This window comes from Mesorhizobium sp. M4B.F.Ca.ET.017.02.2.1 (assembly GCF_003998955.1).
Taxonomy (GTDB): domain Bacteria; phylum Pseudomonadota; class Alphaproteobacteria; order Rhizobiales; family Rhizobiaceae; genus Mesorhizobium; species Mesorhizobium abyssinicae.
This window is the reverse complement of record NZ_RZOF01000005.1, coordinates 38,143-51,197: the sequence shown is the minus strand read 5'-3', so window position 1 is coordinate 51,197 and position 13,055 is coordinate 38,143. Positions and strand designations below refer to the sequence as shown.

Genomic DNA, 13,055 nt, shown 5'->3' with positions numbered 1-13,055 from the left:
CCGCCGATCCGCGCCAAGAAGCTGCGCTATTATCAGGATCAGAATTTCACAGACCGGGTGCTGCCTGCGCCGGTGCTGCGCGACGGTCCCTATGCGGACTGCCCTGCATCACGCCCGGACGGCTGGACTGGACAAGTGTGCAGCGTCGATAGCCGACTTGCTGCGGACGACGAAAGCGCCGACGCGCCAGTTGAAGACGAGGGAGGCGTTCAGCAGCAACGCCATCCAAGCCTGCCCGTAGAAGACGTTGTTGTCTCTCAAGAGCCCGATCAGGCCGATCTGTTGAAGCCCGCAGACGATGACAGCGAAGCGCTCGCGGACAAGCGTGTCATGGATCGGATTTCCACTGCGGCCCGCGCCTACGGTATCAACGAGGGCAGGGGCGACGACAAGGATGTCATTCCCGGCTTCTGAAGTCCGCTGAGTTGCAGAGCGCATCTCAGCGTAGATAACGGCCATAAGCAATTTTGAGCGTCTGGCCGATCCTTCTCCCGTCGCCGGCGCAACGCCGGGCCGTCGGAACGAGCCGCATGAAGCCCCACCGCATTCGCCATCAGTTTCTGCTTGAGCCGGAGCTCAGCGAGAAACTGGACAACCTCAGTCGCGATCCGTCAACGACCAAATCAGCGATCGTGGCGAAGGCGGTCGAGGCGTTCATCGAGCGGCGTGGCGAGAACGAGTTCGATCGGCGCTACGGCGTAAGGCTTGACCGGCTCTCCCGCGACCTTGCCCACGTCAGGCGCGATGCCGAGGTGATCCTGGAGAGTCTGGCGCTCTTCATCCGCTTTTCGATCACGCTTCATGCCCACACGCCTGTGCCGGACAGGGCGACCCAGGCGATTGCCCAGGAGCGTTTTGACAAATTCGTTGAGCAGGTCGGCCGCCAGATCGCTTCCGGCAAAAGGTCGCTTAGCAAAGACAATGGTGGGGGAGGGGAAGGATGAGCTCTCATCCCGAGGCCGACCACCGGCGGCGTGTCATGCTGCGCACCGCCCTGGGTCCGGCAATCACCGAAGCCCTTGCCGATCCGTCCGTCATCGAGGTGATGGTCAATCCCGACGGTGCGCTGCGGCTCGACCGGCTGGGCGAGGGCCGAGTCAATACGGGCGTGCATCTGCACCCGTCCGAGGCGGAACGCATCATCCGCCTGGTCGCCTCCCATGTGCGGGTCGAGGCGCACGCGGACAATCCGATTGTCAGTGCCGAACTGCCGTCGGGCGAGCGCTTCGAGGGTCTGCTGCCGCCGGTCGTGCTCGCGCCATGCTTTGCCATCCGTAAACCAGCGGCAAAGCTCTACACGCTGGCCGACTATGTCGCGGACCGGATCATGCTGCCGCTGCAGGTCGATGTGCTCAAGAGGGCAGTCCGCGAGCGGCGCAACATCCTGGTCGCCGGCGGCACGTCTTCGGGCAAGACAACCCTTGCCAATGCGCTGCTGGCGGAGGTCGCAGAATGCGACGAGCGGGTGATCCTCATCGAGGACACGCGCGAACTGCAGTGCGCGGCCAGGGACTGCGTTGCCCTGAGAACGAGGCGGGGCTCGGTCACCCTTGCCGATCTCGTGCGCTCAACGCTGCGGCTCAGGCCCGACCGCATCATCGTCGGCGAAGTAAGAGGTGCGGAAGCACTCGACATGCTGAAGGCATGGAACACCGGGCACCCCGGCGGCATCGCCACGGTTCACGCCAATTCGGCGCGCTCCGCACTCTACCGTATCGAGCAGCTCGCACAGGAAGCAGTCGTCACCGTTCCCCGCCGCCTCATCGCCGATGCCGTCGACCTGCTCGTCTTCATCGCCGGCCGCGGCTCGTCGCGCCACATCGACGCAATCGCCGAGGTCACCGGTCTCGACGGCAGCGGCGATTACGCCGTTGCCCCGCTCACGCTTTCGCAACTCCAGCAGCTTTGAAAGGCCTTCCTCATGCGCAAGAAGCTTCGCTTTCTTTCGTCCACAGCGCTCGCGTTTCTTATCACGGCCCCCGTTTATGCGGCCGGCTCCGGCATGCCGTGGGAGCAGCCGCTGCAGCAGATCCTGGAGTCGGTGCAGGGACCGGTCGCCAAGATCGTTGCGGTGATCATCATTATCACCACCGGCCTGACGCTTGCCTTCGGCGACACCGCCGGTGGTTTTCGGCGCCTGATTCAGATCGTCTTCGGTCTGTCGATCGCCTTCGCGGCATCGAGCTTCTTCCTCTCCTTCTTCTCCTTCGGTGGTGGGGCGCTCGTCTGATGGCCGCCGGGGAGCAGCATATCGAGGGCTTCGCAGTACCGGTCCACCGGGCGCTGACCGAGCCGATCCTGCTCGGCGGGGCTCCGCGCGCGGTGGCGATCCTCAACGGTACAGTGGCCGCGGCCATTGGCTTCGGCTTGCAGCAATGGATTGCTGGTCTGGTGCTTTGGATCGCGGGCCACTCGTTAGCGGTCTTTGCCGCAAGACGCGATCCGGACTTCGCCAGCGTGCTTGTGCGCCACCTTCGTCTGAAGGGGTGGCTTGCATGCTGAACCTTTCGGAATATCGAAGCAAAGCCGACCGGCTTGCCGACCATCTACCCTGGGCTGCCTTGGTGGCGCCCGGCATCGTGCTCAACAAGGACGGCAGCTTTCAGCGGACGTTGCGGTTCCGCGGCCCGGATCTCGAAAGTGCGACGGAGGCTGAACTCGTCGGCATTTGCGGCCGGGCGAACAATGCTCTCAGACGCCTTGGCTCTGGCTGGGCATTGTTCTTTGAGGCCGAGCGCATAGAAGCGCTGGGCTATCCGAACTCGCATTTTCCTGACGCCGCGTCGTGGCTGGTCGACGAAGAACGCCGCGCTGCTTTCGAGGGGAAGGTAGCGCACTACGAGAGCCGCTATCATGTGACCTTAGTGTTTATGCCACCGCCCGACGCCCAGGCGCGCGCGGAAAGCGCGCTCGTCGACTCTCATTATTCCCAAGGAGAAAGAGACTGGCGCCAGGATCTGGCGAGGTTCCGTGACGAGACCAACCGCGTGCTCGATCTCTTCTCGGGCTTCATGCCCGAAGTACGCGTCCTCGATGATGCTCAGACGTTGACCTATCTCCACGGCACGATTTCGCCTCGACGCCATCCTATCATGGTCCCGGAAACGCCGATATATCTGGATGCCATCCTGGTCGATGCGCCGCTTGCCGGTGGCCTGGAGCCGATGCTGGGTGAGCAGCATCTTCGCACACTGACCATCCTCGGCTTTCCGAACCTCACCCGGCCCGGGATTCTCGATGCCCTCAATCATCAGGATTTCGCCTATCGCTGGATGACGCGCTTCATTCCGCTCGAGAAAACGGAAGCCACGAAGACGCTGACGCGGTTGCGCCGGCAGTGGTTTGCCAAGCGCAAATCGATCGTGGCAATCCTACGCGAGGTCATTACCAACGAGCCGGTCCCGCTTGTCGACAGCGATGCCGACAACAAGGCGCTCGATGCCGACGAAGCCCTTCAGGCATTGGGCGGCGATCATGTGAGCTTCGGCTATCTCACCACGACCGTGACGGTGTGGGGCGAGGATCGCCAAGCCGCTGCAGAGAAGCTTCGCGCGGTCGAGCGCATCATCAATGGGATCGGTTTCACCACGATCCGAGAAGGCGTCAATGCGGTCGAGGCTTGGCTCGGCTCATTGCCTGGCCATGTCTACGCTAACGTTCGCCAACCGCTCGTTCATACTTTGAACCTTGCCCATCTCATGCCGCTGTCGTCGGTTTGGGCCGGTCCTGCGACAAACGAGTATCTCGCGAAAGTCACCCAAACCGAAGCGCCACCGCTTCTCGTTGCCGAGACCAGCGGGTCGACACCGTTTCGGCTTTCCACCCACGTCGAAGATGTCGGCCACATGCTGGCTGTTGGTCCGACCGGCGCCGGCAAGTCGGTTCTGCTTGCTCTGATTGCTCTGCAGTTCAGGCGCTATGCCGGCGCCCAGGTTTATGTCTTCGACAAAGGCAATTCGGCCCGTGCTGCAACACTTGCCATGGGTGGAGAACACCACGCGCTAGGAGCGGACGGTTCCCTTGCCTTTCAGCCACTGCGCAGCATCAACGACCAGGCTAGCCGAAGCTGGGCGGCCGAATGGATCGCCAGCCTTATTGCCCACGAGAACGTCACCGTCACGCCGGAGGTGAAGGAGGCTATCTGGTCAGCGCTGGCCAGCCTTGCCACCGCGCCGGCGCAGGAACGCACACTGACCGGCCTTTCGGTCCTGCTTCAATCCAATGCGCTGAAGTCCGCATTGATGCCCTACACGCTCGACGGTCCCTTCGGCCGCCTGCTCGATGCCGATCATGATGGGCTGGCCTTGTCGGATGTGCAGTGTTTCGAGACCGAGGAGCTGATGCACAGCCAAGGCGCTTTGCTGCCGGTGCTTACCTATCTGTTCCAGCGACTTGAGGAACGGTTCGACGGACGGCCCACGCTGATCATGCTCGACGAGGCGTGGGTCTATCTCGACAATCCGCTGTTCGCCGCCCGCATCCGCGAATGGCTGAAGGTGCTGCGAAAGAAGAACGTGTCGGTTGTCTTCGCTACGCAGTCGCTGGCTGATATCGCGGGCTCTGCCATAGCGCCGGCAATCATCGAAAGCTGCCCGCAGCGCATTTTCCTTCCCAATGATCGTGCCGTGGAACCCCAGGCGCGCACAGCCTACGAACGCTTCGGTTTAAGCGAGCGGCAGATCGAATTGATCGCCCGCGCCACGCCGAAGCGTCAGTATTATCTGCAATCGCGCCGCGGCAACCGTCTGTTCGAGCTCGGGCTTGGCCCCATCGCTCTTGCGCTTTGCGGTGCTTCCGATCCGGCCACGCAGACTCTGATCGACAGGATCCTGTCCGAAGACGGGCAAGGCAGCTTTGCCTCGCAGTTCCTGATCGCGCGCGGCCTCGATTGGGCCGGCGAACTTCTCAAGCAATTCCCTCAACCAGACAAGGAGCAATTAGCATGATGCGGCGACGCCTTCTCTCCGGCCTGATCACCGTTTCCCTGATCGCCAAGCCTATGGCCGACTATGTGCAGCCCGCCTACGCCCTTATCGTGTTCGATCCGTCCAATTATGCGCAGAACGTGCTGACGGCCGCGCGCGCCCTGGAGCAGATCAACAACCAGATCCAGTCGCTGCAGAATCAGGCGACCATGCTGCAGAACATGGCGCGCAATCTTCAGCGTCTGGATTTCTCTTCCGTTGGCCAACTCACCGGTTCGCTCCATCGCATCGACGGCTTGATGGACCAGGCGAGTGGCCTCAGCTTTGATCTGGGCAAGCTTCAAGACCAGTGGCGCAGCCAATATCCGGAAAGCTACGACGCCACGATCAAGGTCAGCGATGTGGCGAGTGCTGCGCGCGAGCGTTGGCAAAGCGCCATGCAGGCGTTCCGCCAGACCATGGGGGTCCAGTCGCAAATCGTCGAGAACGTCCGCGCCGACGGCGATCTGCTCGCCGATCTCGTCAACCGCAGCCAAGGGGCGGCCGGTGCGCTTCAGGCAAGCCAGGCCACCAACCAGCTGATAGCGCTTTCGACAAAGCAGCAGATGCAGATCCAGACGCTGCTCGCAACGCAGTTTCGAGCTGAGGCCGAGGATGCCGCCCGCAAGGCCCAGTCAGAGGAAGCCGCCCGCGAGATGACGAAGCGATTCTTGGGTACCGGCTCGGCTTATCCCGGCAATTAATCACGAGTTCATCACGACGAGGAAGGCAGCGGCATGAACGACCTTGGCGTCATCGATCGCTTCATGGAGACCTTCATCCGCTGCATCGACAGCGGGTTCGGTCTGCTCTCGGGCGACGTCGCCTTCCTCACTACCATTCTGATCGGCATTGACATCACACTTGCCGGCCTGGCGTGGGCGCTCGGCGAGGAGACCAGCGTTCTCGGCCGGCTTGTCCGCAAGGTGCTCTATGTTGGCGTCTTCGCCTTCATCCTGAACAATTTCAAGAACCTCGCCGATATCATTTATCGTTCTTTTGCCGGTCTCGGGATTAATGCGTCGGCCGGCAATCTGTCGGCAGACAATCTCCTGCGCCCGGGCCGCATTGCCGCGACCGGTTTCGAAGGTGCTTGGCCAATGCTTGACCAAGCCAGTCAGCTCCTGGGCTTCCCGGAAATCTTCGGCAACGCACTGACCATCTTCGTGCTGCTGATGGCCTGGTTCCTGGTCATCATCGCCTTCTTCATCCTTTCCATCCAGCTTTTCATCACTATCCTTGAGTTCAAGCTCACCACGCTGGCAGGTTTTGTTTTGGTTCCATTCGCACTTTGGAACCGTTCAGCGTTCCTGGCCGAACGCGTGCTCGGCCATGTTATCTCGTCAGGCATCAAGGTGATGGTGCTCGCCGTCATTGTCGGCATCGGCTCCACGCTCTTCGGGGAGTTCGCTTCCGCATTGCAAGGCAAGGAGCCGGATCTGGCCGCTGCCATGTCCCAGGTACTGGGCGCACTGGCACTGCTTGGCCTTGGCATTTTTGGGCCGGGGATCGCGTCGGGTCTTGTCTCAGGCGCACCGCAGCTTGGCGCGGGCGCCGCCCTCGGCACGACCGCGGCGGCAGCGGGTGTATCACTCGTTGCTGGAGGCACGGCATTTTCTGGCGCGCGTATGGCAACCAGCGGCGGTCTCGCCGCCATCCGCGCCGGCACAACAATGGGATCGGCTGCTTCCACGTCCTGGCAGATCGGGCGCGCAACCTCGCCCGACGTTGGCCTCTCCGGTGTGGCTGCTGGAATGCATGGTGTAACCAGTGCCGCTGGCGGCGCCGCTATACGCGTAGCGCGATCCGCCACTGCAAGTGTTGGGCGCAACGCCGATGCCGGGCGCGATGCCGCGTGGACCGCGACCGGCGGCACGCCGACCGCGTCAATGACCGAGCGCTCTGCCGGTTCGGCCACTGTTTCGGCGCCGACGTGGGCAAGGCGCCTACGTTCTGAACAGACCGCCCGTGCACATCGCCACGCTGCCATGCAAGCTGTCCGAGACGGAGACCGGCCGGGAGGCAGCGCCAACCCCTCTCTCAACGACAAGGATGACTAGATGCTCTTCAAGCGACCCGTGCACCGTTACGGCAAAACACCCGAACCGGTCACGCCGTATCAAAAAGCCGCCCAGCTGTGGGACGAGCGCATCGGCTCATCTCGACTGCAGGCCAGGAACTGGCGGCTCATGGCCCTTGGGTGCCTGGCCTTGGCGACCGGACTTTCCGGCGGACTCGTATGGCAGTCGATGCAAAGCCGTGTCGTGCCTTACGTCGTCGAGGTCGATGGCTTCGGCGAGACGCGCGCCGTCGCGCCGGCAATCCGGAATTATGAGCCCTCGGATGCTCAGATCGCCTGGCATCTCGGCCGCTTCATCCAGAATGTCCGTTCCGTTTCCACCGATCCGGTTTTGGTACGGCAGAACTGGTTCGCAGCTTACGACTTTGCTAGCGATCGCGCAGCGCTCTTCCTCAACGAATACGCCAAGGCGAACGACCCCTTCGGTCAGATCGGAACGCGCAGTGTCTCGGTACAGGTCACCAGCGTGGTCAGGGCCTCCGAAAGTTCATTCCAGGTCAAATGGACCGAGCAGGTGTTTGAGCGCGGAAGCCTTGCCAGCACGATGCGCTGGACTGCGATCCTCACGATCGTGATCCGCTCGCCAAGCAATACGGATCAGCTGCGCAAGAATCCGCTCGGCGTCTTCATCAACGCCATTGACTGGTCACGCGAGCTCGACAGCGCCGTCCCACCCCCCCTTTCTCCGACGGAGTCCACCAATGAAAGATAAAATGTCACCGATTCGTGCCGTGCTGATCCTATCGGTGTCGGCAGCGGTCGTTTCCGCTTGTGCATCGAAGAAGGTGCCGCCGCCTGAGATTTCCTATGACGCTGCTGACTTCAAACCGGCCGCGATCGAGAAGGCGCCGGAGAGGCCGATTAGAATTGTCGAGGTGCCAAAACCACTGCCGCTGCCTGGCCAATTGCAGCCCGAGTCCGGCAAGGCCGAGGACAAGCGCCCCCCTGAAGAACGCGTCGCTGATGCCAACAAAGCCGCGACCCAGCAACCCACCAAGTACGGGTATGTTAATGCCGTGCAAGTCTACCCCTTCACCGATGGCGCGCTTTATCAGCTCTATGCCGCGCCGGAGCGCGTGACCGACATCGCTCTGCAGCCGGGCGAGAAACTAACCGCCGTGTCGGCTGGCGACACCGTGCGCTGGGTCATAGGCGATACCGCAAGCGGCACCGGTGACAATCAGCGCACCCATGTTCTGGTGAAACCCTTCGCGCCGGGTCTTGCCACCAATGTCGTCATTACGACGGACCGGCGGACCTATCATTTGCAGCTTCAAAGCACCGAGAAGACAGCAATGGCGGCAATCTCCTGGACCTACAGCCAAGACCAGATCATCGCGCTTCGCCAGCGCAATGCTCAAGCCGAGGCAGTTACACCGGTCGCGTCGAATATCGCGCTCGAAAACCTTCGCTTTCGCTACTCGATCAGTGGCGACACACCGCCCTGGAGACCGACGCGAGCCTTCGACGACGGCAGCAAGGTCTATATTGAGTTCCCTCGTCGCATAGATCAGGGCGAGGCGCCACCACTCTTCATCGTCGGCGCAGATGGGAGCAGCGAGCTCGTCAACTATCGCGTGCGCGGCAACTATTACATCGTCGATCGGCTCTTCGCCGCGGCCGAACTTCGCCTCGGCACCAAGCAGCAGCAGGTGATCCGCATCAGCAGGATTGACGACAGGCAACCGCTACGGCGGATCTCGCTCTTTTCGCGTTCCAGCCGGTGAGGTGAGGGCTCATGATCGAAAATTCCCGCTCTGGCATCCCGCCGAAACTGGATCCCGAGGAACTGCAGCTTCGGGCCTCTCCCCGCCGCGTGGTGCGGTTCAGGCGCGGTGTGATCATCGCGATCGCAGCGCTCGGATCCGGCGCTGTGTTCGGCGTTGCCATGATGGCGCTCCAGGGGCCGGCCCTTCGCATCAGGGATCAGGCGGAAGATCCCTACAGCACTGAGCGCAAACCAACCGTCGAGGGACTCGATACGCTTCCCCATGACTATTCCGGCATGAAGCCGAAGCCTCCCGTCCTTGGGCCACCTTTGCCGGGCGACCTCGGTCGCCCCATCCTCGAGCGGCAGCGCCAGCTCGGCATCGTGCCGGGTCAAGACATCTCGGCCGAGGAGCAGCGTCTAGCGCAGCAGGCGATCGAAGCGCGTGAATCGCAGGTGCTTTTCCGTGTCGAAAATCGAGCTCAACAGACAGATGTCGGTGAGAGCGTGCAAACTGCTCAGCATCCATTTGAGGCACTTCCCCAATCCGAAGCAGCACGCGCGTCAGCCTCGGTGGCGCCGGCGGAAGGCGACCAGAACAATCAGCAGCGAAAGCTTGATTTCCTCAGCCAGCGGAGCACTGGCGGGATCTACAATCCGCATGCGCTGCAGACGCCGATCTCGCCGTATCAACTGATGGCTGGCAGCGTGATTGCCGCCAGCCTGATCACCGGCATCAATTCCGATTTGCCGGGCCTTGTCGTCGCGCAAGTCACCGAGAATGTGCACGACACGGTCACGGGCAACATATTGCTGATTCCGCAGGGCTCACGTCTTATCGGCGTCTACGACAGCGTCGTCGCGTTCGGGCAAAAGCGAGCGCTGCTGGTCTGGCAGCGCATTCTGCTGCCCGACGGCTCGTCGGTCGAAATCGACAATCTGCCCGCGAGCGACACCGCCGGCTACGCAGGGCTGGAAGACAAAGTCGATTTCCACACCTGGCAGCTGATCAAGGGGGTGGCGCTTGCCACATTGCTCGGTGTCGGCACGGAATTCAGCCTCGGCGAAAACGAGAGCGATCTGGTCAAGGCGATCCGGGAATCAGCCCAGCAGAACGCCAGTCGAGCCGGCCAGCGCATCACCGAAAAAAACCTCAATATCCAGCCCACCATCATCGTCCGCCCAGGTTGGCCACTGCGCGTCATCGTGCACAAGGACATCGTGCTGCGGCCATACGCGAGTTGAGCAGGAGTTACCATGGCTGACCTGAAACTTGGAAAGCTTCCAGACCGAACAGCTTCGAAGATCACCATTACCGTCAGCGCGGAGCTGGGCCAAACACTCAAGGAGTATGCTGCACTTTACCGTCAGACCTATCGTCAGTCTGAAACCGTGGCAGAACTCATCCCTTTCATGCTGGCGGCGTTTCTGGAAGGCGACCGAGCCTTTGCCAAGGCCCGAAAAGAAGGTCTGCCGACGGAGCTTGCCGAAAAATCGTGACTCCTCCGCTAGAGGCAGCTGGAACATTGCCTAGCTGTCGCGGCCTACCTGCTCCTCGCGAAGCATAGGATCAAACACCTTGGAATGCAGGTATGCGTAAGAGAGGATGTGGAAGGAAATACCGCGCAACAGCCTAAGTTTGCATTTTCGATTGGATGCGGTAGTCGCCTATGAGCGGTCAAAATGAAACGCAGCTGGTTCGCGATCGACCAAACGGCGAGCGCACTGTGCTTTGCTCAGACCGCCACCGAGTGCCTCGCCGTTCCCCCTTTGAAATATGTATCGAACTTGGCCGCGATGGTTCGAACGAAGGGGCGACTTTCAGCCCGTACGACGAAACTGTCGCCATCGAATTCAAGCGCTCGGGCAGGATCGTGGAGGGCGATGGACCTCGAGCGATGAAGGAGCTTCTCGCCGGCTTTGCCGAACCGCTCCACCAGATCGACTGCCGAGAAGGCAAAATCACACATCAGCCGCTCGATTATCCAGCCACGGACGCGATCGTCGTCGGAAAGGGCAACGCCCCGGACGGCAGCCAACCCGCCATCCGCAACCATGCGCCCGTACCCGGCAGTCGAAGCCATGTTCTGCACGTAGCCTTGGCGAAAACGACCGATGGACGAAGGGCCAAGTCCGATCAGTGTCGGGCAGCGATCCTCGGTGTAGCCCTGAAAATTGCGATGCAAAACCCCTGCGCGGGCCGCTATGGCCAGCGCATCGTCGGGCTTCGCGAAATGATCGAGTCCTATTGCCTCATATCCCTTGGCGACAATTGCCCGCGCCGCGAGTTGAGATTGGGCGAAACGCTCGGTGGGACTCGGCAGCCATGCCTCGTCGATCATCGTCTGATGCTTCTTGAACCAGGGCACATGTGCGTAGCCGAACAGAGCCATCCGGTCTGGTTCCAAGGTCAGTGCCTGCGCCACCGTGGAACAGATCGTCTCGCGTGTCTGATTCGGGAGCCCGTAGAGCAGGTCCAGATTGACCGATTCAACGCCCCGCGAACGAACCCCGTCGACGACTGCCTTGGTCTGCAAAAAACTTTGCTCACGATTAATTGCTTTTTGCACTTGCGGATCGAAATCCTGCACGCCGAGGCTCGCCCGCGTTACGCCGATTTGAGCAAGCGCATCAAGGCGCGCCTTGTCCATGTCGTTGGTTCCGATTTCGATGCTGACCGTAGCATCCGGGAGAAGGTCGAAGCTGTCCCGCAAGGCCGCTCCAAGAGCAACCATGTCATCGGGCCTCAGCATCGTTGGCGAACCGCCACCGAAGTGGATTGCACGGACATGTGCCTTGCCGCTCACCAGACCGGCAATCGTGACGATTTCGGCATTCAGCGAGCGCAGATAAGCGGCCACCGGCTCATATTGGTGCGTCTGCTTGGTGTGACAGGCGCAGAACCAGCAGAGCTTGTCGCAGTAAGGAATGTGCAAATACAGCGAGATTTCGTCGCCACTTTCCAGCGCCTCCAACCAGCCACGGTAAATGGCAGCATCGACCCCGGAATGGAAATGCGGCGCCGTCGGATAGCTTGTGTAGCGTGGGACGTTCTCGCTGAGTTTGACAGCTATTTCCGATTGCATCTCGCGTTCACCGTGTTGCCCGCCGAACACTGCACGCATCGCTGAAGCAGACCCTGATCTCGATCAGCCGCGCGCATGGACAAACCGCCGCAGGACTTCTCTACCCTGGATGGGTATCCTGCCGGCAGTTAGGATCGGGTAAAGCGAACGCATGACCTTTCGGCAAGACATTCATACTTCCGGCATTCCTGTTCTTTGCCTCCCTTGCGAGGCACGGCGTCGCGGTGTCTGCGGTGCGCTCGATCCAGACAATTTGGTTGGGCTCGCCAAGACTTGCTCGCGTCGCCGGATCGAGTCAGGAATGGAGTTGACCGGCGAGGCACAGAACGTCGACAGCTACTCGAACGTGCTTTCAGGCGTGGTAAAGCTATCAAAGAGCCTGTCGGATGGGCGCCAGCAGATCGTCGGTCTCCAGTTTGCACCGAATTTTCTGGGACGTCCTTTCAAGGTGGAAAGCTCGATCAATGCGGAAGCGGCAACAGCAGTCACGCTGTGCTCGTTTCCGCGAGCGGCCGTCGAACGGATGATGAAGGCGTCACGGGAATTCGAGCATCGCCTGCTCAAACAGACGCTGAATGAACTCGATGAGGCGCGCGAGTGGATGGTGACGCTGGGGCGCAAGACAGCTCCGGAAAAGGTGGCGAGTTTTCTCCTCATGATGGCCCGGAATATCGATTCCAGTCTCGACGCGGCTTCCAGGTCAGCGTCCTTCGATCTGCCGCTGACGCGTGCCGAAATCTCTGATTTCCTTGGAATTACCAACGAAACCGTGAGCCGCCAACTGACGCGATTGCGGGCTGACGGGGTGATTCGGATTGAGAACGCACGCCATGTGACGGTGGACAGCATAAGCCGTCTGGAGAAGCGCTGTGGCGGCGGACGCGAGCGGCCCTAAGCGGCGAGGCCCATGTCGCATGGCTCCGGGGCGGGCCGTGCTTGCCTTCTAATGCGATGTCGCCGCGCCTTCGAAGAAGCGGCGTCACGGTCGAGACAGACAGCTTTCGGGCTTTGATAGGGACGACGACCAATCGCCAGGTGTGTTTCGGCACATACCGGCGAAGCACGGTCCTTAAGCTGCCACGGCTCGGCCGAACGATCGCGTTCGTTTCCAATGGGATCCGAACAACGTTTGGCAGGGCATCGGCAATAGCATCCAACGCGTCGCAGAGCCTCAGCTTTCGCCTCAATCGATCGCGTCTGCGCCCGCCCAACCCAGG

The 13,055-nt window shown here is 61.3% G+C and carries 13 protein-coding genes and 1 pseudogene; 13 read left to right on the top strand and 1 reads right to left on the bottom strand.

Annotation, left to right across the window (positions count from 1 at the left end; all coding sequences use genetic code 11):
- From EN738_RS01745 to EN738_RS01690, 12 genes and pseudogenes are all read left to right on the top strand, one after another.
- Positions 1 to 414 (top strand): annotated as a pseudogene (locus EN738_RS01745) (conjugal transfer protein TraG); the annotation flags it as partial.
- Between the two features lie 116 nt (positions 415 to 530).
- Complete coding sequence (locus EN738_RS01740; protein ID WP_029354930.1) at positions 531 to 944, top strand: CopG family transcriptional regulator; 414 nt, start codon at positions 531 to 533, stop codon at positions 942 to 944.
- Positions 941 to 1,909 (top strand): P-type conjugative transfer ATPase TrbB, encoded by a 969-nt coding sequence (gene trbB, locus EN738_RS01735; protein ID WP_091595797.1) that lies wholly within the window; start codon positions 941 to 943, stop codon positions 1,907 to 1,909. The genes EN738_RS01740 and trbB overlap by 4 nt, the downstream gene beginning before the upstream one ends.
- Positions 1,910 to 1,921: 12 nt before the next feature.
- Complete coding sequence (locus EN738_RS01730) at positions 1,922 to 2,230, top strand: TrbC/VirB2 family protein (protein ID WP_024502851.1); 309 nt, start codon at positions 1,922 to 1,924, stop codon at positions 2,228 to 2,230.
- A complete protein-coding gene (locus EN738_RS01725; protein ID WP_024502852.1) occupies positions 2,230 to 2,502 on the top strand; it encodes a VirB3 family type IV secretion system protein in 273 nt (90 codons plus the stop codon). The genes EN738_RS01730 and EN738_RS01725 overlap by 1 nt, the downstream gene beginning before the upstream one ends.
- A complete protein-coding gene (trbE, locus tag EN738_RS01720) occupies positions 2,496 to 4,946 on the top strand; it encodes a conjugal transfer protein TrbE (RefSeq protein ID WP_029354937.1) in 2,451 nt (816 codons plus the stop codon). The genes EN738_RS01725 and trbE overlap by 7 nt, the downstream gene beginning before the upstream one ends.
- Entirely contained in the window at positions 4,943 to 5,668 is a 726-nt protein-coding gene (gene trbJ / locus EN738_RS01715; RefSeq protein WP_091595793.1) for a P-type conjugative transfer protein TrbJ, read from the top strand. Before trbE ends, trbJ begins: the two co-directional genes overlap by 4 nt.
- Before the next feature lie 33 nt (positions 5,669 to 5,701).
- Complete coding sequence (trbL, locus tag EN738_RS01710) at positions 5,702 to 7,024, top strand: P-type conjugative transfer protein TrbL (RefSeq protein WP_127282190.1); 1,323 nt, start codon at positions 5,702 to 5,704, stop codon at positions 7,022 to 7,024.
- The gene (trbF, locus tag EN738_RS01705; RefSeq protein WP_095520370.1) at positions 7,025 to 7,756 is read left to right on the top strand and encodes a conjugal transfer protein TrbF; all 732 of its coding nucleotides are present in this window, start codon (positions 7,025 to 7,027) and stop codon (positions 7,754 to 7,756) included. It begins immediately after the preceding gene.
- Positions 7,746 to 8,771, top strand: coding sequence for a P-type conjugative transfer protein TrbG (gene trbG, locus EN738_RS01700; RefSeq protein WP_029354945.1), 1,026 nt, complete (start codon positions 7,746 to 7,748; stop codon positions 8,769 to 8,771). The genes trbF and trbG overlap by 11 nt, the downstream gene beginning before the upstream one ends.
- An 11-nt stretch (positions 8,772 to 8,782) precedes the next feature.
- On the top strand, positions 8,783 to 9,997 hold the full coding sequence (locus EN738_RS01695; RefSeq protein ID WP_091595787.1) for a TrbI/VirB10 family protein: 1,215 nt from the start codon (positions 8,783 to 8,785) through the stop codon (positions 9,995 to 9,997).
- Positions 9,998 to 10,009: 12 nt separating this feature from the next.
- The gene (locus tag EN738_RS01690; RefSeq protein ID WP_029354949.1) at positions 10,010 to 10,252 is read left to right on the top strand and encodes a DUF2274 domain-containing protein; all 243 of its coding nucleotides are present in this window, start codon (positions 10,010 to 10,012) and stop codon (positions 10,250 to 10,252) included.
- 236 nt (positions 10,253 to 10,488) lie between these two features.
- Here EN738_RS01690 and hemN read toward each other — a convergent pair whose 3' ends face one another.
- A complete protein-coding gene (gene hemN, locus EN738_RS01685; protein ID WP_091595897.1) occupies positions 10,489 to 11,838 on the bottom strand; it encodes an oxygen-independent coproporphyrinogen III oxidase in 1,350 nt (449 codons plus the stop codon).
- Positions 11,839 to 11,989: 151 nt separating this feature from the next.
- Between hemN and EN738_RS01680 the strand changes: the two genes are divergently transcribed.
- The gene (locus tag EN738_RS01680) at positions 11,990 to 12,733 is read left to right on the top strand and encodes a Crp/Fnr family transcriptional regulator (protein ID WP_091595785.1); all 744 of its coding nucleotides are present in this window, start codon (positions 11,990 to 11,992) and stop codon (positions 12,731 to 12,733) included.
- Positions 12,734 to 13,055: the final 322 nt, after the last annotated feature.